Raw genomic sequence first — 21,432 nt, 5'->3', positions numbered from 1 at the left:
TTTGGTGGAGGGTGCTGGATTCGAACCAACGAAGGCTGAGCCAGCAGATTTACAGTCTGCCCCCTTTGACCGCTCGGGAAACCCTCCAAATGTGGTTGCGTATTCTACCTAGAAAAAAACACCTGTCAACAAAAGAATGCTAAAGTTTCAAAATAATTCAGCCATTATTTTATTCTGCTAAGGATTCGTTACACTATTCATTATGAACGCAACTGAATTTGACCAACAACATATTTGGCACCCCTATAATCGCTTACCTGCGAATTCACCCGTACTCAATGCTGCTGCCACAAAGGGCAGTCGAATTACGCTAGATGATGGTAGCCAGCTTCTCGATGCCATGTCATCTTGGTGGTCTGCGATCCATGGCTATAACCACCCGAGTATTTTAGCGGCGGCTCACGACCAGTTAAGCATAATGCCACATATAATGTTTGGCGGTTTCAGTCATCATCCTGCAACTGAATTGGCTAGGGCTTTAATTGATATTACGCCGGCAGGCCTTGAACATGTTTTTTTTGCTGACTCCGGTTCGATTGCCGTGGAAGTTGCACTTAAAATGGCTTTGCAGTATTGGAAATCGATTGGTCAACCGCAAAAGTCCAAGTTTATTGCCTTAAAACATGCTTATCATGGCGATACATTTGGTGCCATGTCGGTTTGTGACCCTGTAGATGGCATGCACCACCTATTCGCCCAAAATCTAATGCCGAACCTTTTTGCCGATGCACCGCCAATATGTCATCACCCCAACCATCCTCTTACGAATCAGGCCTGCTTAGATTCGCTTAAAGCCCTACTAGAGCAGCAGCATCAAAACATTGCTGCATTCATTTTTGAGCCGATTATACAAGGCGCAGGTGGGATGCGTTTTTATTCCGCTGACTATTTGAGTCAAGCCACAGCCCTTTGTCAGGAATATGACGTGTTACTGATCGCTGATGAAATTGCAACAGGATTAGGACGAACGGGCAAGCTCTTTGCCTGTGAATGGGCCGGGACTCAGCCCGATATCATGACCTTGGGAAAAGGCTTAAGTGCCGGTATGATCAGCCTTGCTGCCACGCTATGCAATGAGCGAATCCGAAGCGGCATTAGTCAGGCAGAACCAGGCCTGCTGATGCACGGCCCCACCTTTATGGCGAACCCGCTGGCTTGTCGAATTGCGCATAGCAGCATCATGCTTTTAAATGACTATGATTGGCAAAAGGCGGTGACTCAAATCCAAAACACATTTCAACGGACCTGGCAATCTCTGCAACATCCGGATATTGCCGATGTGCGCTGTTTGGGTGGCGTAGCCGTTATAGAATTAAATAGGACAGATTTAGCCAGTCGCATTCAACAACTGGCTTTAGCACAGAATGTTTGGTTAAGACCTTTTGGCAAACTGGTTTACAGTATGCCAGCCTATACCATTACAACTCAGGACGCTGAACGTTTAGCTCTGGTTATAGCCCAAGCCGTCATGACCGCACTTAATGAGCCAAGGTGCCAGCCAAGGACTGAAGCACAGCCTTTTGTTTAAAGTTGCTCTGCCACATAACGTGGCAGTGCAAAACAGGCTTGGTGCACCGCAGGCGTGTAATAGCGTGTCGCCAATTCAAACCCACGAGGCATCACAGATGGCAAGTCCACTGAATCGCTAGCCCAAGCCAGTGTCATAATGCCACCCACGTAGGTTGGCACCGCCACGGTATAAAAACCCCGTTTTGCAAAGGTTAACCCTAAACGCTGTGCGGATGTCCTTACCTCATCGCCCTGCAGGAAGCTTACACCATTCTGGGCAACAAAGACGCCACCCTCGGCTAAGCAGGCCTGCACACCTTGGTAAAAACGGGATGTAAACAAGACTTCACCGGGCCCAACCGGATCCGTTGAATCCGAAATGACCACATCAAATTTTTGCTGCGTTTGGTTAACAAAATCAACACCATCGCCAATCACTAAATTCAACCGCGGATCATCATACGCGCCCTGAGAATGATTCGGAAAATACTCACGACACAAGGTAACAACCGCCTCATCAATCTCGACCTGCGTCACCTGCTCAACATCAGAATGTTTCAGCACCTCACGCAGAATACCGCCATCGCCCCCACCAATAATCAAGACGCGCTGCGGTTTTGGATGCGCCATCATTGGTACATGCGTCAACATCTCATGATAAATAAACTCATCACGCTCGGTGGTTTGAATCACACCATCTAGGGCCATCACTCGACCCCATTGCGCATTATTAAAGATGATCAGGTGCTGGTGCTCTGTTTTGCTTTCAAACAATACCTCATCCATAATAAACGCCTGCCCCCAGGAGGGATGCAAGGTTTCTAAATAGCTCAATTCACTCACGCGGCATCCTCAGCACTGGCCGTATCGACATCACCGCGTAGCAGCGTATCCACTACCACTCTGCTCGGTGTAAAAGCGGCTTCTAACACGGCGATCGCTTTTTCTGGCTGGGCATCACCACACATAAACACATCAAATGCCGCAAAGTCACGCTCAGGCCAGGAATGGACACTAATGTGTGACTCGGCCAAGACCGCCACCCCGGAAATACCCCCATTAGGCGTAAAGTGATGCAAGTGAATATGTAACAAGGTGGCACCTGCTTGCTTAACAGCTTCACGCAAAGTGTCTTCCATAAGCTCCAACTCATCTAAACGCTTCGCCCCCCAGAGGTCGATAATCAGATGCGTGCCTGCATATTCTTTACCATCGCGCACAATAAAGTGATCTTGGGTTAAATCTTCCACCGCTTGATCATGGGTGGGCCAAGACGACTCAATCACCGTCGTTTTTTCAATGATTTCAAAGTGCTCGTTTCCGGTTTTTAGAATATTTTCAGGCATTTTTTGGCCCACCTTCCCTTGTTATTGTGCTGTTAATAAAAATTTGAAAAACGCGAATTATGACGCCTACTCACAAAAAAGCAAGCAAAATCAATTATCCATGAACCTTATAGCGCGGTATCGATCACTTCAAAATCGTGGGTGAGTTCTGCCGCTTGCTCTAGCATTTTCGATACGGAGCAATATTTTTCAGCCGACAACTTGACCGCGCGTTCCACTTTAGCGGCAGATAAGGCTTGTCCTGTCACTACATAATGCAAATGAATTTTAGTATAAACCTTGGGGATGCTGTCCGCTCGCTCCGCACTGACTTCAATACGACAATCCTGCACGGCTTGACCGCCCTTTTGCAAAATCATCATCACATCGACAGCCGTGCAGCCCCCCAAACCCAACAACACCATTTCCATCGGGCGAGGACCAAGGTTTTTACCACCAATATCCGGTGGCCCATCCATGACAACCGCATGACCCGAAGCTGTTTCACCGACAAAGCTCATGCCATCCACCCATTTAACGGTTGCGATTTTATTCATCACTTTCACCCCACCTAATGTCATTAAATTTTTGTTAATTCTTACAAATAAGCAGGCCTGGTTAAGTAACACTCAACCAGGCCTGCTTTGATGTTAAGCAAACATCTTCGCCAGTGCATCACCTGGATCATGAGCACGCATAAAGGCCTCACCGACCAAAAAGCCATGGACATTGTGGCTGCGCATCATCGCTACATCCGCTGCACTTAAAATACCGCTTTCTGTAATCACTAAACGATCGTCTGGCAAAGCGGCCAGTAAATCCAAAGTGGTTTGCAAGCTCACCTCAAACGTGTGTAAGTTACGGTTATTAATACCAATTATGGGTAACGGAATTTGCAGCGCACGGGTTAATTCTTGCGCATCATGCACCTCAATCAGCACATCCATTTGTAAAGACTGCGCAAGTTCAGTAAGCGCCTGCATCTGTGTATCGGTTAAAGACGCCGCAATCAGTAAAATACAGTCTGCCCCCATCGCCCGTGCTTCATAGACTTGATAGGGCGCAATAATAAAGTCTTTACGAATCACCGGTAAACTGACGGCTGCACGCGCTTGGCGCAAATAATCAGCTGACCCTTGAAAAAAGTCTACATCCGTTAAAATCGACAAACAGGCTGCACCCGCACGCTCATAAGCTTGGGCAATCGCAACAGGATCAAAATTTTCGCGCAATATACCTTTACTAGGCGAGGCTTTTTTTATCTCAGCAATCACGCCCGCTTGGCCTGCCGTCACTTTGGCTTGCAAGGCCTGAACAAAACCCCTTGTAGGATTGACTAAGCAGGCCTGCTTAGCCAACTCGGCTAGATTTGCCAAGGGCATGGATGCTTCTGCTGCGGCTATTTCAGCCAATTTACGTTGATTAATCTTGGTTAAAATCGTCGGCGTGGCCATAGCATTCCTAAAAAGTTAAGTTAAAAAGACGCCTTGTAACCTTACATGGCTTGAGTGAACTCAACAAATTGAGCCAACTTCTGCTGCGCCAAACCATCCTGCAGTAGCGTCTTGGCTCTTATCACGCCATCGGCAAAACTGGCAACCTGACCCGCCACATAAAGCGCTGCACCGGCATTTAAACAGATAATATCGGCTGCTGGACCTGACTCACCCGCAAAGGCTTGCTTAATTAGCGCCAAACTTTCTTGTGCCGATGAAACGGCCAAGGGCAATAAGCTGTTATGCGCCATACCATATTCATCTGGATTAATTTGCCATTCTTTAATCACGCCATCGCGCAACTCGGCAACATAGGTAGGTGCGGCCACTGAAATTTCATCTAACCCATCGGCTGCATGCACCACCATGACATGCTTAGAACCTAACTGCTTTAAGACCTGGGCAAAAGGTACCAATAAACCGCGATCATAAACACCCAATACCTGCGCGGGTGCATTAGCCGGATTCGTTAACGGGCCGAGCAAATTAAACACAGTACGCACACCTAATGCTTTACGCACCCCAATCACATGCTTCATAGCACCGTGATGAGCCGGCGCAAACATAAAGCCGACGCCTAACTGCTCAATGCAGGCTTCGACTTGATGGGCGGTTAAGCCTAGATTTACCCCAGCGACTTCCAATAAGTCGGCACTACCCGACTTGCTCGAGACCGAACGGTTACCATGCTTAGCCACCTTTGCGCCGCCTGCTGCTGCGACAAATGCCGTTGCGGTAGACACGTTAAAAATATTCGCACCGTCACCGCCGGTGCCACAGGTATCAATTAAGCCCTGACTATCCTTCACGGACACTTTCACTGACAAGCTGCGCATGACTTCGGCGGCAGCGGCAATTTCATCAATCGTTTCGCCTTTCATTCGCAAAGCCACTAACAAACCCGCAATTTCAGCATCACTGGCCGCACCCGACATTAAATACTGCATCACCTCGCGCATTTGCGAACCAGTTAAATCTTGTTTTTTTAACAATACCTGCAAGGCTTGCGCAATTAACATCGGCTAACTCACTTTTTCTGATTTAAAAAATTTTGCAACATTTGATGACCTTGCTCGGTCAAGATGGATTCAGGGTGAAACTGCACCCCTTCAACGGGCAAGGTTTTATGCCTCACGCCCATAATCTCATCAAACTCACCCGACTCGGTTTGTGTCCAAGCGGTCACCTCTAAACAATCAGGTAAACAGGCCTGGTTGATCACTAACGAATGGTAGCGGGTGGTTTGCACTGGGTTGGGTAAATCGCTAAACACCCCAATATTATGATGAAATACCGGCGAGGTTTTACCGTGCATCACCTGCTTGGCTCGAATAATTTCTCCACCGAAGGCCTGACCTATCGCTTGATGACCTAAGCACACCCCTAGAATAGGGATCTCACCGGCAAAACGCTGAATGGCCGCGACGGACACCCCCGCTTCGGTTGGGGTACAGGGGCCGGGCGAAATCACTAAAAACTCAGGCTGCCAAGCGGCAATATCATCAAGCGTTAACTGGTCATTGCGCACGACCTTCACCTCTTGCCCTAGCTCACCAAAATACTGCACAAGGTTGTAAGTAAAGGAATCGTAGTTATCAATCATTAACAACATCGTCAGCTCCCATACCTTGGCTTACAAATGCGGCGGCACGAAACACCGCGCGCCCTTTATTCATGGTTTCATCCCATTCACTTTGTGCTATTGAATCGGCCACAATACCGGCACCCGCCTGCACAAATAAACGACCATCTTTAATCACGGCAGTGCGAATCGCAATCGCCGTATCCATATTACCGTGCCAGCCCAAATAACCGACTGCTCCGGCATAAATCCCGCGCTTGACCGGCTCTAATTCATCAATAATTTCCATCGCGCGTACTTTGGGCGCGCCCGATACCGTACCCGCAGGAAAGGTTGCGCGCAACACATCTAACGCGCTCAATCCCTGCTGCACTTTGGCCTCGACATTAGAAACGATATGCATCACGTGTGAATAACGCTCCACAGTCATTTTTTCAGTTAACTTGACCGCACCGGTTTGGGCAATCCTGCCTACATCATTACGCCCCAGATCAATCAACATTAAATGCTCAGCCAATTCTTTCGGATCGGCCAACAAATCTTGCTCTAAAGCCAAGTCAGCTTCGGCAGATTCACCGCGTTTGCGAGTACCTGCGATTGGCCGCACCGTCACTACCTCATCTTCAAGGCGGACCAAAATTTCTGGCGATGAGCCGACAATTTGCAAATCAGCTAAATTGACGTAAAACAAATAGGGTGATGGGTTGAGGTGACGCAGCGCCCGATATAAATCTAGCGAACGATAAGGATAGTCCAAGGACATTTGCTGTGATAGCACCACCTGCATGGCATCACCGGCCAAAATATAGTCCTTAATTTTATGCACTGCGTCTTTAAACGCCGCCTCACCAAAACTAGACTTAAAATCTAATTCAGCCACCGATTGGCCGCTGGACTTGTCTTGTGGCGGCGTCAAGGGTTTACCCAGCTGTGCGACCATCTCGCTCAAGCGCTGCATACCATAGGCATAGGGATCGGCCATACTGGCATCTTGCAACGGCACTTGAACAATACACTGCACCTGTCCATTCAAGTTATCGAACACCACCAACTCTTTGGAAACCAATAGCACCATATCGTCAGCATTTAAATCGTCTTGCGCAGGCGTACTGGCGGCTAAACGTGGCTCCATATAACGCACCGTGTCATAACCAAAATAGCCCACTAAGCCACCACAAAACTTTGGCAGGCCTGGTTGATCATAGACCTTAAACTGAGTTTGATAGGCTTCCAACCAAGCAAGTGGGTCATCCACGACTTGTTCAGCAACCTGTTTACCCGCTTGCCAAACACTGACGCGCTGCCCCTTAACCCGAATCTGCGTATCACAGGGCAACCCAATAATAGAATAGCGCCCCCATTTGTCACCGCCTTGCACCGATTCAAATAAATAGCTATTGGGTGCATCGGCAAGCTTGGCATAGACCGACAAAGGCGTATCAAAATCCGCCAACAACTGACGCACCATCGGCGCATGGCTGTAGCCTTGAGCTTGTAATTCATGCAGTTGGTCGCGGGTTATTGCCATCGCCTAACTCTCCTGTGCACACATATAATTGGCCAACTCGGTCATGCTATCCATCACCACATCCGGAGCATAATCGCGAATGTTTTCACCGTGGTTATAACCATAACTCATGCAGAAGATATGAAAGCCTGCTGCACGCGCTGCTTTCACATCACTTTTGGAATCGCCAATCATCAACGCATTATCTGGCGCAACATTCATCAGTTTCGCCGCATGCAACAACGGCATCGGATGCGGTTTTTTCTCCGCGCAGGTATCGCCACTGACAACAAACTCAAAATAATCTAACAAACCTTTATCTTTCAATAACGGCAAGGTAAATGCCTCGGCTTTGTTGGTCACACAACTCAAACGATAACCCTGTGCCTGCATCCATTCAATGCCTGCCACCACACCATCATATACCTGCGAGCGCTTGGCATTATTGTCACGATAAAGTTCTAAAAATATTGGATAGGCTTTGGCAAAGGTGGCGTCATCTGGCTCGCCATCCACCGCATTAATTAATGCACGACGAACAAGGCGCTCGACACCATTGCCCACCCAGTTGCGCACCGCCGCTTCACCGCGTAATGGCAAACCTAGTTGCGCCATCATTTCATCCACGCAGTAAGCCAAGTCCGGCACACTATCAATCAGCGTACCATCTAGGTCGATAAGCACCAGGCCTGGTTGTATTTTCTCTACCATGCCGTTCACTTATGCCTTTGCGAGTTCGTCACGCATCTGTTTGATAATAGTGTCATACCGGTTCGCATCGCTCGCATTCGCTTTACCAAAAATCCCTGAACCTGAGACAAACGTATCACAACCGGCTGCAGCGACTTCAGCAATGTTTTCTGCTTTCACGCCGCCATCGATTTCCAAACGAATCTCTTTACCACTGGCATCAATCAACTGGCGAGCGGCACGTAATTTATCCAACGCGTGTGGAATAAACGCCTGACCACCAAAACCTGGGTTCACCGACATGATTAAAATCATATCGATCTTGTCCATCACATGCTCAAGGTAGCTTAAAGAGGTGGCTGGGTTAAACACCAGTCCTGCTTTACAGCCGGCCGCTTTAATCAATTGCAGACTACGGTCAATATGCTCTGAGGCTTCAGGGTGGAAAGTAATATAGTCCGCACCGGCATTAGCAAAGTCGCCAATGACACGATCAACTGGCTTAACCATTAAATGCACATCAATTGGCGCCGTTAAGCTTTCACGCACCATGTAATTTTTTAGCGACTCACAAACCAATGGCCCAATAGTCAAGTTAGGCACATAATGATTGTCCATCACATCAAAATGCACCACGTCTGCGCCCGCATTTAAAACATCTTTCACATCTTTGCCCAACTGCGCAAAATCGGCTGATAAAATAGAAGGCGCGATCCAATTTGGTTGCTTTGCCATGTTCAAATCCTCTTAAAGAAATAAAAAAACATCACCAATCGTGTCATTAAACACGATGAAATGCCAAGCATTTTACCAGTATCGGGATAAATTTCACCTTAGCCGGTGCAAAAACACTATAATGCGGCAAAAATAGCTTGATAAAAAAGGACTTTCCCATGAGTGTCCAACACACCAAAACCACCCACGCCATTCGCCGAACTATTGGCGTTTTCGAGATTATTGGTCTCGTTATCATCGCCCTCGCCACTATTTATGCCGGATTTACCGAGGTTACTCATATGGTGCGTACAGCTACCGTTACCCTGGGCGACCTACTATTACTCTTTTTATATCTTGAAGTGCTCGCAATGGTGGCCATCTACCTGGATTCGGGTAAGTTGCCGATCCGCCTACCGCTCTACATTGCCATTATTGCCATGGCGCGTTATTTAATCTTAGAAATGAAAGAACTCAGTGAATGGGAAATGTTGGCTGTTGGCTTCACCATTATTCTGATTGCTCTTGCGGTGTTAGCATTACGTTATGGCTCGTTAAAGTTTCCATCACAAGACCGTTTGGGGCCACGTTGGATAGCCGCTCAACCCATTAAGAACCCTATTGGCGACCAAGATGGACGAACAGATGACTTGTTAGAAAACGATGACGATAGCGCCCGAAAGCCGCATCAACAGCAACGTATAACCGAAGGCCACCGCCGCAACCGCCGCCGTCGCCCCAAACCGAACCAACAACCCGATTCAGCTGCCGAATAAGGCACTTATTTAGGAGACGGACATGACCCCTGCCCTACACCAATCCAACCTCACATCGGTACCTTTGCTCAATCGTGGCAAGGTGCGTGATTTATATCAGCTAAACGATCAACATTTACTGATCGTTACTACCGACCGCATCTCAGCGTTCGACGTTATTTTGCCCACACCCATTCCTGGCAAAGGACGTATTTTGGCTGAAATGGCGCAGTTTTGGTTTCGTCACACCCAAGGTATTATTCGTAATCATCTCGCTAGCGATTTAAATCTCAGTGACTTTTTAAACCCAGATGAACTGGCTCAACTGGATGGTCGTGGTGTAATTGTTGGACGCTACACTCCGTTGCCAATTGAAGCCATCGTAAGGGGTTATTTAGTCGGTTCTGGCTGGAAAGAGTACCAACAAAGCCAAAGTGTATGCGGTTTAGCTTTGCCAGCAGGCCTGGTATTAGCCCAACAACTCCCTGAGCCGCTGTTCACCCCTTCAAGCAAAGCGGAGGTGGGCGATCACGATGAAAATATTACCTTTGAGCAAATGGTCGCCAAAATTGGTGCCGACTTGGCGAATCAAGTGCAAGAAGTGAGCTTAGCCTTATACAAATCAGCCGCCGAGTTTGCGTTAGCGCGTGGCATTATTATTGCCGACACCAAGTTTGAATTTGGCTTAGATGAACAAGGCAATTTAGTGCTGATTGATGAAATTCTCACCCCAGATAGCTCACGTTTTTGGCCGGCTAAAGACTATGCCACCGGCAGTAACCCTCCAAGCTTTGATAAGCAATTTGTGCGTGACTATCTTGAAACACTCGACTGGAATAAAACGGCACCCGGTCCAGAACTGCCTGATGACGTGGTCAAGGCCACGCTTAGCAAATACCAAGAAGCGCAAGCACGCTTAACCGAAAATTAAACATGTTTAGCCTTAATCTTGGCGAGACTTCGGCGGCGGGTTTTTTTATTACCGGCACCGATACCGAAATCGGCAAGAGCTTTGTCGCCTGCTGCATTGCACAAGGTTTGGTTAAGCAAGGGATTGCGGTTTCACCACGCAAGCCGGTGGCTTCCGGCTGCATGCTGCAGGCCGATGGCAGCCTGCTGTCTGAAGATGCCTTGCAACTGCAAGCCGCAAGCCAGACCAGCGAACCCTTGGCCCGCATTTGCCCCTATCGCTTTGAAGCAGCCATTTCGCCAGCACGTGCGATAGCACAATCCGGCCAGACAATTAACATCAACGCCTTATACCAGGCCTGCCAAGTCGCAGCCGATCAATTTGCACTGGTTGAGGGCGCGGGTGGTTTTTTATCGCCCCTAGCCAGCGATGGCCTGAATGCCGACCTTGCGCTAAAGCTCAACTATCCATTGATTTTAGTGGTGGGCAATCGACTCGGTTGTTTAAACCACGCGTTACTGACTATCGAAGCGATTGAACAGCGCCAGCTCAAGCTTCATGCTGTGATACTCAATGACATTAGTCCTCAAGCTGACCTAGATAACTTCAATGATCTGCAACAACTCTGCCGCTATCCGGTCATCCATCAGCGCTATCAAACCCACCCCTCTCCGCTGGTAGTTTAATTATTGACGCGCGCTAAGACGTCCAGATTGCTTTAGAATAGAAAATTCAATCATTTAATTTATACTTGAGGTCAGGATATGAAGCTCGAAACCATTGCATTACATGGCGGCTATCAGCCGGAAGACACCACCAAGTCGGTGGCGGTGCCGATTTATCAAACCACGTCGTTTGCGTTTGATGATGCGCAACACGCGGCCGATTTATTTGATCTCAAGGTTGCAGGCAATATCTACTCGCGGATTATGAACCCCACCAATGCGGTACTGGAAAGCCGAATCGCCGCAATGGAAGGCGGCATAGCAGGCCTAGCGGTGTCGTCCGGCATGGCCGCGATTACCTACACCATCCAAACCCTGGCCGAAGCCGGTGATAACATTCTCAGCACCGGCGAGCTTTATGGCGGCACTTACAACCTGTTTGCCCATACCTTGCCACGCCAAGGACTTGAAGTCCGCTTTTTCAATAAAGACGCCGGCGATGATGAGATTGCACAGCTGATTGATGCCAACACCAAGCTGCTCTATTGTGAAACCGTCGGCAATCCGTCCGGCGGCATTGCCGATATTGAACGCTTGGCCAAATTAGCGCACCAGCACGGTATTCCGCTGGTCGTCGATAACACTGTGGCGTCACCGGTGCTTTGGCGACCGATTGAACAGGGTGCGGATATAGTGATCCATTCGGCCACTAAATATATTGGCGGCCACGGCACCACTATTGGTGGCGTGATTGTCGATTCCGGCAAATTTCCTTGGGCAGAGCATGCCGAGCGTTTCCCGTTATTGAATACGCCGGATGTGTCTTATCATGGCGTGACCTACACCCAGGACTTTGGCGCGGCGGCGTTTATTGCGCGGTGTCGCGTAGTGCCACTGCGTAATATGGGCGCGGCCTTGTCACCGATGAATGCGTTCCAATTACTGCAAGGCTTGGAAACCCTGGCTTTGCGCATGGAGCGAATTTGCGACAACACACAAAAAGTCGCCGAGTTCTTAGCCCAACACCAACAAGTGGCTTGGGTGAACTATGCAGGCCTGGCGAGCCACAAAGACCACGCACTGGCCAACAAGTATTTAAACGGCAAAGCCTCCGGCATTCTAAGTTTCGGCTTAAAATCGGGGCGTGAAGGCACGCGTCAATTCTATGACGCGCTACAAATGATTATTCGCTTGGTGAATATTGGTGATGCCAAATCCTGCGCCAGCATTCCGGCAGAAACCACACATCGCCAACTTAATGATGCAGAACTCAAAACCGCCGGTGTGTCACCGGAAATGGTGCGCTTATCGATAGGTATTGAACATATCGACGACATCCTCACCGATATAGACCAAGCCCTCACCGCGGCTAAAACTTAAAGCAAACCCCCACGCACCAGGCCTGGTGCGTGGGGGTTCTTTGATGTTTTCACAAATCTTAAGCCTGTGACTAACACTTATCCGTTGGGCAGCTTGAGCAACCGATTTGTGTTTTATTAAAAATCCGTTGATACAGCATCACCGCCACTAAGGTGCTAATCACACTCAACGCAATCAGCGGCCAAAATGCCGGAATCATCTCCCAACCAACCGCCAAGGTGATCTCGCTGTGCGTATCCAAACGCTCAACCAAATGCCAATTTTCTAAATGGCTATCTAAATAATAAATCAATAACCCTACCGCAATAATCAGCGCCACAATACACATTCACATTTATCCTAATAAATGACACAACCAGGCCTGGTTGTTGATATTACGTTGTTCATTATCCAAATCAAACGGAATAACATCCAGCGTTAAATGTTCGCTGAACTCAAATGGCGCAAGCGGTTGAGTAAATCCCGTCCACTGCGGATAAATCAATATCAATCGCCCTTTGCCGGGCAAACACTTTTGCCCATAGGCAAAGAGTTGATACATATCGGCTTGCGCGATGCCCGCTTTGCCGTCGGGTTGATTTTGGTCGAGCAACTTCCATTTGGTATCCAACACCGCCACGAGTTCATTGTCACGATAAATCACCAGGTCTGGTCGCAGCTGGAATATCGGTCTGTTAGTTTGCGTCGCCAAGTAATGCTGGGTCGATTGGGTTTGTAGCCGATAATCCGACGGCAATGCACGCTGAATTTCGCTGGCGACATAGGCTTCAAACAACTTTTCCATCGGTAATAAAAACGAAATACCGGCATGCTGATTGGCGGTGGCAAACGGACTGTACTGGCTTAAAATCAGCTTTAACCACGGCAGTAAGTTTTGATAATACTGCATATCGCGGCTAGTACGCCAGGCCTGCAAATCCTGCGCAATATGGCGCGATTCGGGCACGTCATCAAACGCAAAACGTAATTCACGCGCCAGCTTTTGGTTCGGTAAATACTGACTCCACTTGGTGACCAAAATCAATGCCGAATGAATCAGGCGGTTCTCTGCCCGATTATCGCTAAACACATCATATTCAATACAAAACTGCGTTTGTTTGGCGGGCGATTGGCGCAGTTGACGCGCGGTTTGCAGCTGACCTTTTAAAAACCGTTCTTGCGCCTCGATGCGCTGGTAGTCTTTACGAATGCCTTTGCGCACCACTTGCGCCAAGTCCTGCAAAAACCGACCCATCAGCACCTCTGGCAAGGGTTGTTTGACTGTGTCAATTAACGCATCGGTGGATTCAATAAACGGCAACACCTTCGCCGCTTTCAGCATCCGTAATAACAGCTTGCGGCTATCCACCAGGCCTGGTGCATCAAGGGTCGGCGCATGTTTGGGTAAGATTTCAATTTGCACGCCATCAGGCGTGGCAATCACGCCCACAAAACCCCGCACCTTTAAGGTGTGCGAGTTCACAAAACTTAAATAACGATGATGTTTATCCGACGACTGCGCGATTTTAGACAGAAACAACCAGGCCTGGTCATTGACTTCAATTTCATCAAAGCTATTTTGTGCATTGTGTTGAGCGCGTACGATCCGTCCCCATTCGCGCACGACGAGGTGATTGCTCAATTACGCCACCTGTTTATGATGTACTAACTCATACAACCGTTGCGGCGATAACTCCAATCCATTCGGCCAACACAAAGCGCCGGCATCAATAAAACAACGAGCAGCAAACAACTCATCTTTTAGTTTTTCCAGTAATTCGCCCCTGCGATTTTTGAGGTAATTCGCTAAGTTAAATACCCCCTCAGTGCCGTCTGAAAAGGCCAACTTGATCCGCCCTCCCACTTCATACTGACAATCTAAGATTTTAATCATAATCTGCTCCTCGAATGCGCTCTAAGATTTAAAATTGGCATAGCTCACTCCTAAGATTGATAAATCGCTACAAAGGCTTCGTCATCTAGGTCATCCAAGTTGTTGCGCAGAAACTTATTTTCTATGTTTGCATCATTACCGCTGAATAAATGACTGAAGGATTGCGGTACATAAAAGTTATCCGCACTCGCCCCGAGTACCCAACGTATTTTTTGCCAATCGTCGTAAAAGTATTCTTCTAGCAACGGTAGGATTTTGTTTTTAAATGCGTGGCGCAAATCATCCAACGAATCCACACTCATTAAAAACGCATGACCCAGCGTGTGTTCACGGTCATAGAGGGCTTCAATGCGTTGATTCATCACCTGCAACATTTTACGCAGATCAACCCCCTCCAAATCCTCCGTTACCAGGCCTGGTTGTGGCATCATTTCGATAAAATCAAATCGGCGGCGCAAGGCCGTATCCATTAACGCTAATGAACGGTCGGCGGTATTCATCGTGCCGATAATATACAGGTTATTGGGAACGGAAAAGGGCTCTTTAGAATAAGGCAAGGTGACCTCAATCACCTCGTCATTGCCCGCGCGTTTACTCGGTTCAATCAGCGTAATCAACTCGCCAAAAATCCGCGAAATATTACCGCGATTGATTTCGTCGATGATGAGGACGTGTGGCAGAACCTTGACTGTTTCTGCAACTTCAACCGTTGAATTATTATGCTGATTAAACCTTTTAAAGGCCTGCCAAAGACTAAACAAATAACTATCATGCTGGCGTGCATGACGCTTGTTAAAAAGCTGTTGTGCAATATCTTTCGGGGCTTCGAAATCGATTAACGAAGTACATACCGCCATTAAATCATCAAGGCTAACTGCAATGTTCCCCTCGTTAAACTTCGAATCGACAGAATGGAGTGTGATGCTATCTTGCTCAACCTCAACGATATAAAATGGATTGCCTCGTTTTTTATCAAACCCCTGTTCTGTTTCAATCGCATTCGATAAAAAATCCGTTAAGCGAGATTTGAATTCAACTTCTTGGTTTAGTTCAGTGAGAGACTTCTTACTATCCTGAAGATTTTTTAACGAAGACTTCGCAAGGGCTTTAAACACCCCATCTTCCACTTGATAGCTGATTTTGCCATCATGGGTTTTCGCCTGAATCCCTTCAACAAAATCTTCATAGCTAAAACTTTGGTGGAAGGTGACAAATTCAACTTGCCCGGGATAGCGTGATTTCAGTTCTTGAATCGAACCAGGCCTGGTGGTGTCAGCAGAATCGTTTGTATTTAATATCTGCCAAGCTATATCCACGGTATTGAAGGTTTTACCTGTTCCCGGTGGGCCGTAAAGAATGGTATTCAGTGCCAAGGCTTCATGCTCTCCACCCATTTCATTTTTTTCATCCATCTCAATAGCCTCTTGATTCCAGCTCCAATTTTTAACAAAGTAATCATAATCCTGTGGCTTATTATTGAAAGCAAAATCAATCAACTTACTGGCATACTGCGACCACCACTGCCCTTGTTCATTTATGCGCCAAAAAGTTCCGCGATAAGTAAAGAAAAACCAATCCTTCACCTTAAAATCGGTTTGCCAATCGACATATACGCGCTTGCCATTTTGTGGATTTGACGCAACCTGACCAATCGCTTTAATTGTCATTTTAGAAACGGATTTACCCAATGGAACACCAGCAAATGGCAAGTTATTTTTCTGCACACTCACGGCTTTAATAGCAATCCATTCGCCCGGTTTAATTTGATTTACTTGCTCTGCCAATTTGGGTTTATCTGCTGGGGACCAGCCCATCTCCCAGTAACCACACTCGAGAAACTCATTTGTTTTGTCCTCGTCACCATTCCAAACTGCACCCACAAAATAATAGTTATCCATAAGACTGCCTTTTTAATCTATCACGTCATTCTACCCAAGCCTTTTTAAAATGCGAAGTTTTAACCATTCCAGTTGTTTACCAGGCCTGGTTGCATAAAATGCAGCGATAAAAAAACCCAGGACGAGGCCTGGGTTTTAAGGTTGGAGTCGAAAACTAAACTTAGTTTACTTTTTGATCCAATGAACCTGAAGCATAACGTGATTGCATGACTTCTAAACCAACTGCTTTGATCTTAGAAGCATGACCGGCACAACCAAAGGCTTCGAAACGTGCTTTACAGATTTCCATCATCGCGTCTTCTGCCGCTTTGAAGAATTTACGTGGATCGAAGTTTGAGGTGTTTTCAGCCAAGTGCTTACGGATCGCACCGGTTGATGCCATACGTAGGTCGGTGTCGATATTGACTTTACGTACACCGTACTTGATGCCTTCAACAATCGCTTCTACCGGTACACCATAGGTTTGACCCATGTCGCCACCGTAGTTGTTGATAATGCTCAACCACTCTTCTGGTACTGAAGATGAACCGTGCATAACTAAGTGAGTGGTTGGGATGCGTGCATGAATTTTCTTGATCTGATCGATCTTTAAAACGTCATCTGATGGCTTAGAGGTGAACTTGTACGCACCGTGAGAGGTACCTACTGCTACAGCTAAACAGTCAACGTTGGTTTCACGCACAAACTGAGCGGCTTCTTCTGGATCAGTCAATAGTGCTGAATGGTCTAGTTTTTCATCAGAACCGTGACCGTCTTCTTCACCCATCATACCAGTTTCCAATGAACCTAAACAACCTAGCTCACCTTCAACAGATACACCACCGGCGTGTGCGATTTTCACCACTTCAGCGGTAATGCCAGCATTGTACTCGTAAGAAGCTGGGGTTTTCATGTCAGCCATCAAGGAGCCGTCCATCATTACCGAGGTGAAGCCAGACTGGATAGCGCGTAAACATACGCCAACGTCTGAACCGTGGTCTTGGTGCATAACAACTGGAATGTGTGGGTACATTTCTACCGCTGCTGCGACCATGTGACGAAGCATTGGTTCACCAGCGTACTTACGCGCACCAGCAGAACCCTGCAGGATAACTGGAGAATTAACCGCGTCAGCTGCACGCATGATTGCACGAACTTGTTCCATGTTGTTTACGTTAAACGCTGGCATACCAAAGCTATGTTCTGCTGCGTAGTCCATTAATTCACGAAGTGTAATCATCGCCATGTGCGATACTCCTTTTTTAGTTTAAAAAATATGTGTTACGGTACTTTTACAATTTCCATGCGGTTGGTACCGCCCATTTCACCCTGGTGTTGACCACGGGTAACGATCACTAAATCACCCGTGTTGACACGACCAAACTGTTTTAACTGACTCAAAATTGATTCAGTTACTTGCTCGTCAGTAAAATCCTTAAAATCTACAATCGATGGATATACGCCACGATACATACATACCTTACGACGCGTAGCCTGATGAGGCGTTAACGCAAAAATTGGCATTCCAGAGCTAATACGCGACATCAACAAGGGCGTATTACCTGACTCAGTCAATGCAGCGATACACTTAACATTGAAGTGGTTGGCCGCATACATTGTAGCCATAGCAATGGTTTCATCCACCGCCTGAAAGGTTTCTTCAATACGATGCGTAGAGTGGCGCGTTGAACGTGATTTTTCGGCTTCATGGCAAATCTTAGCCATGGTAGCGACCACTTGATGCGGAAACTTACCTGTAGCCGTTTCACCAGACAGCATTACCGCATCTGTGCCATCCATAACAGCATTCGCCACGTCAAATACTTCTGCGCGGGTTGGAATCGCATTATCAATCATGGTTTCCATCATTTGAGTCGCGGTGATGGTGACACGATTCAATTGACGTGCACGTTTAATAATTTTCTTTTGCAAGGCGGGTAATTGGGTATCGCCTACCTCAACGCCTAAATCACCACGTGCAATCATCACCACGTCGGAAGCCAGGATAATACCGTCAAGTGTTGTATCATCGGCTACCGCCTCAGCACGTTCAATTTTAGAAACGATACCGCACTTGAGTCCTGCTTGTTCGGCCAAACTACGGCAGTAATTTACATCTTCAGCAGAACGAGGGAAGGATAAAGCTAAGTAGTCTGCATCAATCTTAGCTGCTGTTAAAATGTCTTCTTTATCTTTTTCGGTCAGAGCGCTGGCTGACAAACCACCGCCATGCAAATTAATACCCTTGTTATTAGATAGCATACCGCCAACCGTCACCGTACATTCAACCCGCTCACCGATAACTTGATTAACCTTCATCACGATACGACCATCATCTAATAACAATAGGTCATCCGCTTTGACATCATAGGGTAAATTTTTGTAGGTTAATCCCACTTCTTGCTGGTTTCCGGCATCATTAGCAACATTGTTATCCAGCGCGAATTGGTCACCCTCATTCAACTCAATAGGGCCGTTTTTAAATTTAGCAATTCGGATTTTAGGACCTTGTAAATCGACCAAAATCGCCACTTCGCGGTTAACGCGCGCCGCGGTTTCACGAATATTTTGCGCGCGGATTAAATGGTCTTCTGGGTTACCATGTGACATGTTGATGCGAACGACATCCACACCTGCTTTAATAATGTGTTCAAGTTCACCTGGACGATCCGTTGCCGGACCAAGCGTTGCGACAATTTTTGTTCTACGTAGAGTTTCGGCCATCTTGGCGTGTTCCTTTGCTTCTATGAACCTTGTCTTAATGTGACCGTTGCAAGATGTCTCGTAAAATAAACTGCTTCCCCTTGTTGGGGAAAGACCGCGCTGGCCTTGGATCAATTCACTTCTCGAGTCATCCTTGTTCAACTAGTTGCACTAAGATGATGAGTTCGGGTTATTAAAAACCAGGCCTGCTAATCAGCAGGCCTGGTGATGTTACTTATTTAGCGCGTTGTTCTAGCATTTCTACCGCAGGTAGTTTTTTACCTTCCAAGAATTCAAGGAATGCACCACCACCGGTTGAGATGTAAGACACTTGATCTGCAATGCCGTACTTATCAATCGCTGCCAAGGTGTCGCCACCGCCCGCAATTGAGAAGGCTTTTGATTCGGCAATTGCTTTGGAGATGGTTTTGGTCCCTTCGCCAAATTGATCAAATTCAAATACGCCAACCGGACCGTTCCAAACAACGGTGCCAGCGTTTTTGATGATTTCAGCCAATTCAGCTGCAGACTTAGGTCCGATATCGAAAATCATATCGTCATCCGCTACCGCTGAAACATCTTTGGTTTCTGCCGCTGCGGTTTCTGAAAATTCTTTACCGGTTACCACGTCAACTGCAACAGGAATTGATGCATTACGGCTGTTCATGATTTCATTAAGCTTGTTTGCTGTAGGCACCAAATCATCTTCACAAAGAGACTTACCCACATTGTGGCCAGCCGCTTTAATGAAGGTGTTGGCGATACCACCACCGACAACCAACTGATCAACCACAGTAGATAGTGATTCAAGTACAGTTAGCTTGGTTGAAACCTTAGAGCCACCGACAATCGCTACTAGTGGACGTGCTGGTTCTTTCAATGCTTTAGTTAAGGCATCTAACTCTTCAGTTAACAACAAACCAGCACAAGCAACTGGTGCATACACACCCGCGCCATGGGTTGAACCCTGGGCACGGTGAGCTGTACCGAACGCATCCATCACATAGACATCACACAAGGCAGCGTATTTTTTTGACAATTCTTCCGTGTTCTTACCTTCACCGACGTTGAAACGTACGTTTTCTAGTAATACTAACTCGCCATCTGCTACATCAAAACCACCATTTAGATAATCCTTGATCAAGCGAACGTCTTTACCTAGTTTAGCTGATAAATCAGCCGCCACTGGTGCCAAAGAATTTTCTTCTGAAAACTCACCTTCAACTGGACGACCCAAGTGAGACATCACCATCACCTTTGCACCAGCTTTCATCGCCGCTTCAAAGGTTTTCATTGAGGCACGAATACGTGCATCTGAGGTCACTTTGCCGTTTTTAACTGGAACGTTAAGGTCGGCACGAATCAAAACGCGCTTGCCCTTAAGATCCAAATCCGCCATACGAATAAAAGACATACTCGGCTCCTTACTTACCAACGTGCTCAACAACACGCATCATGTTACAGGTATAACCGTACTCGTTGTCGTACCAAGCTACAACCTTAACAAAAGTGCTGTCTAGTGCAATACCTGCGCCCGCATCAAAAATAGATGGATGTGAGTTACCACGGAAGTCTGTTGAAACCACAGACTCTTCGGTATAACCCAATACGCCTTTTAATTCGCCTTCTGAAGCCGCTTTCATCGCTGCACAGATTTGTTCGTAAGTCGCTTCTTTTTCTAGCTCTACGGTTAGGTCAACCACTGATACGTCAGAAGTAGGTACACGGAACGCCATACCAGTTAGTTTACCGTTTAGTGCTGGTAATACTTTACCTACTGCTTTAGCCGCACCAGTTGAAGATGGGATGATATTTTCAAGAATACCACGACCACCGCGCCAATCTTTTGAAGATGGACCGTCAACCGTTTTTTGGGTTGCTGTCGCAGCGTGAACCGTTGACATCAAACCACGCTTAATACCGAAGTTGTCGTTTAATACTTTAGCAACTGGCGCTAAACCGTTAGTGGTACAAGATGCTGCAGAAACAATCGCTTGACCCGCATATTCGTTGTGGTTTACACCATATACAAACATTGGCGTGTGGTCTTTTGACGGTGCAGACTGAACCACTTTTTTCGCGCCAGCTTTGATGTGTGCTTGGCAAGATTCTTCGGTCAAGAAGAAGCCGGTACATTCGATAACAAGGTCAACACCTGCTTCATCCCACTTCAAGTTAGCTGGATCACGCTCTGCAGTTAAACGGATTTTTTTACCGTTTACGACCATGCTGTTACCTTCAACCGCGACATCACCTTGGAAGTTACCGTGGACCGAGTCATACTTCAACATATAGGCTAGGTATTCAGGATCTAATAAGTCGTTGATCGCAACTACTTCGATACCTGGAAAATCTTTTGCCGCTGCACGGAATGCCATACGGCCAATACGACCAAAACCGTTAATGCCTACTTTAATTGTCATACTTTTCTCCTATTGAGGAAAAC

At 47.2% G+C, this 21,432-nt stretch carries 22 protein-coding genes and 1 tRNA gene; 5 read left to right on the top strand and 18 right to left on the bottom strand.

The features are described from left to right. Positions 1–2: 2 nt before the first annotated feature. A tRNA-Tyr gene (locus THIAE_RS00650) sits at positions 3–87 on the bottom strand. A gap of 115 nt (positions 88–202) precedes the next feature. Between THIAE_RS00650 and bioA the strand changes: the two genes are divergently transcribed. Then, complete coding sequence (gene bioA, locus THIAE_RS00645; RefSeq protein ID WP_006459626.1) at positions 203–1,528, top strand: adenosylmethionine--8-amino-7-oxononanoate transaminase; 1,326 nt, start codon at positions 203–205, stop codon at positions 1,526–1,528. On the opposite strand, the gene speE is transcribed toward bioA, so the two are convergent. The 9 genes from speE to rpe all read right to left on the bottom strand — a co-directional run bounded on the left by speE (position 1,525) and on the right by rpe (position 8,844). Continuing rightward, positions 1,525–2,352, bottom strand: coding sequence for a polyamine aminopropyltransferase (speE, locus tag THIAE_RS00640; RefSeq protein ID WP_006459627.1), 828 nt, complete (start codon positions 2,350–2,352; stop codon positions 1,525–1,527). The two genes, bioA and speE, sit on opposite strands and share 4 nt — an antisense overlap. Beyond that, entirely contained in the window at positions 2,349–2,855 is a 507-nt protein-coding gene (gene speD, locus THIAE_RS00635) for an adenosylmethionine decarboxylase (RefSeq protein WP_006459628.1), read from the bottom strand. Before speD ends, speE begins: the two co-directional genes overlap by 4 nt. A 107-nt stretch (positions 2,856–2,962) precedes the next feature. Beyond that, positions 2,963–3,391 carry an OsmC family protein gene (locus THIAE_RS00630; protein ID WP_041483090.1) on the bottom strand — a complete coding sequence of 143 codons (429 nt, stop codon included), beginning with the start codon at positions 3,389–3,391 and terminating at the stop codon, positions 2,963–2,965. A gap of 93 nt (positions 3,392–3,484) precedes the next feature. Then, positions 3,485–4,288: an indole-3-glycerol phosphate synthase TrpC gene (trpC, locus tag THIAE_RS00625; RefSeq protein WP_006459630.1), complete on the bottom strand. Its 804-nt coding sequence runs from the start codon at positions 4,286–4,288 to the stop codon at positions 3,485–3,487. A gap of 41 nt (positions 4,289–4,329) precedes the next feature. Next, positions 4,330–5,349, bottom strand: coding sequence for an anthranilate phosphoribosyltransferase (gene trpD / locus THIAE_RS00620; RefSeq protein ID WP_006459631.1), 1,020 nt, complete (start codon positions 5,347–5,349; stop codon positions 4,330–4,332). An 8-nt stretch (positions 5,350–5,357) separates the two neighbouring features. Next, positions 5,358–5,942, bottom strand: coding sequence for an anthranilate synthase component II (locus THIAE_RS00615; protein WP_006459632.1), 585 nt, complete (start codon positions 5,940–5,942; stop codon positions 5,358–5,360). Beyond that, on the bottom strand, positions 5,926–7,440 hold the full coding sequence (gene trpE, locus THIAE_RS00610) for an anthranilate synthase component I (protein WP_006459633.1): 1,515 nt from the start codon (positions 7,438–7,440) through the stop codon (positions 5,926–5,928). The genes THIAE_RS00615 and trpE overlap by 17 nt, the downstream gene beginning before the upstream one ends. A gap of 3 nt (positions 7,441–7,443) precedes the next feature. Further along, positions 7,444–8,130, bottom strand: a complete 687-nt coding sequence (locus tag THIAE_RS00605) for a phosphoglycolate phosphatase (protein ID WP_006459634.1) — start codon at positions 8,128–8,130, stop codon at positions 7,444–7,446. Between the two features lie 9 nt (positions 8,131–8,139). Continuing rightward, entirely contained in the window at positions 8,140–8,844 is a 705-nt protein-coding gene (gene rpe, locus THIAE_RS00600; protein ID WP_006459635.1) for a ribulose-phosphate 3-epimerase, read from the bottom strand. A 158-nt stretch (positions 8,845–9,002) separates the two neighbouring features. On the opposite strand from rpe, the gene THIAE_RS00595 reads away from it, so the two are divergent. From THIAE_RS00595 to THIAE_RS00580, 4 genes are all read left to right on the top strand, one after another. Then, positions 9,003–9,599 carry a phosphate-starvation-inducible protein PsiE gene (locus THIAE_RS00595; protein WP_006459636.1) on the top strand — a complete coding sequence of 199 codons (597 nt, stop codon included), beginning with the start codon at positions 9,003–9,005 and terminating at the stop codon, positions 9,597–9,599. A gap of 22 nt (positions 9,600–9,621) precedes the next feature. Further along, positions 9,622–10,509: a phosphoribosylaminoimidazolesuccinocarboxamide synthase gene (locus THIAE_RS00590; RefSeq protein WP_006459637.1), complete on the top strand. Its 888-nt coding sequence runs from the start codon at positions 9,622–9,624 to the stop codon at positions 10,507–10,509. A 2-nt stretch (positions 10,510–10,511) separates the two neighbouring features. Continuing rightward, the gene (gene bioD / locus THIAE_RS00585; RefSeq protein WP_006459638.1) at positions 10,512–11,174 is read left to right on the top strand and encodes a dethiobiotin synthase; all 663 of its coding nucleotides are present in this window, start codon (positions 10,512–10,514) and stop codon (positions 11,172–11,174) included. A 78-nt stretch (positions 11,175–11,252) separates the two neighbouring features. Next, complete coding sequence (locus THIAE_RS00580) at positions 11,253–12,533, top strand: O-acetylhomoserine aminocarboxypropyltransferase/cysteine synthase family protein (protein WP_006459639.1); 1,281 nt, start codon at positions 11,253–11,255, stop codon at positions 12,531–12,533. Positions 12,534–12,603: 70 nt separating this feature from the next. Here THIAE_RS00580 and THIAE_RS00575 read toward each other — a convergent pair whose 3' ends face one another. The 8 genes from THIAE_RS00575 to gap all read right to left on the bottom strand — a co-directional run bounded on the left by THIAE_RS00575 (position 12,604) and on the right by gap (position 21,409). Next, complete coding sequence (locus THIAE_RS00575; protein ID WP_006459640.1) at positions 12,604–12,861, bottom strand: hypothetical protein; 258 nt, start codon at positions 12,859–12,861, stop codon at positions 12,604–12,606. 6 nt (positions 12,862–12,867) lie between these two features. Continuing rightward, positions 12,868–14,154 carry an McrC family protein gene (locus THIAE_RS00570; protein ID WP_006459641.1) on the bottom strand — a complete coding sequence of 429 codons (1,287 nt, stop codon included), beginning with the start codon at positions 14,152–14,154 and terminating at the stop codon, positions 12,868–12,870. After that, complete coding sequence (locus THIAE_RS00565) at positions 14,155–14,406, bottom strand: DUF2442 domain-containing protein (protein ID WP_006459642.1); 252 nt, start codon at positions 14,404–14,406, stop codon at positions 14,155–14,157. Positions 14,407–14,456: 50 nt separating this feature from the next. Then, positions 14,457–16,304 carry an McrB family protein gene (locus tag THIAE_RS00560; protein WP_006459643.1) on the bottom strand — a complete coding sequence of 616 codons (1,848 nt, stop codon included), beginning with the start codon at positions 16,302–16,304 and terminating at the stop codon, positions 14,457–14,459. A 160-nt stretch (positions 16,305–16,464) separates the two neighbouring features. Further along, positions 16,465–17,529, bottom strand: a complete 1,065-nt coding sequence (gene fba, locus THIAE_RS00555; protein ID WP_006459644.1) for a class II fructose-bisphosphate aldolase — start codon at positions 17,527–17,529, stop codon at positions 16,465–16,467. Between the two features lie 35 nt (positions 17,530–17,564). Continuing rightward, entirely contained in the window at positions 17,565–19,007 is a 1,443-nt protein-coding gene (pyk, locus tag THIAE_RS00550) for a pyruvate kinase (RefSeq protein ID WP_006459645.1), read from the bottom strand. 214 nt (positions 19,008–19,221) lie between these two features. Next, positions 19,222–20,400 carry a phosphoglycerate kinase gene (locus tag THIAE_RS00545; RefSeq protein ID WP_006459646.1) on the bottom strand — a complete coding sequence of 393 codons (1,179 nt, stop codon included), beginning with the start codon at positions 20,398–20,400 and terminating at the stop codon, positions 19,222–19,224. A 10-nt stretch (positions 20,401–20,410) separates the two neighbouring features. Beyond that, a complete protein-coding gene (gene gap, locus THIAE_RS00540; protein WP_006459647.1) occupies positions 20,411–21,409 on the bottom strand; it encodes a type I glyceraldehyde-3-phosphate dehydrogenase in 999 nt (332 codons plus the stop codon). Positions 21,410–21,432 lie beyond the last annotated feature (23 nt).

The sequence above is a fragment of the Thiomicrospira aerophila AL3 genome (assembly GCF_000227665.2).
GTDB lineage: Bacteria > Pseudomonadota > Gammaproteobacteria > Thiomicrospirales > Thiomicrospiraceae > Thiomicrospira > Thiomicrospira aerophila.
This window is presented reverse-complemented; position numbering and strand designations above follow the sequence as displayed.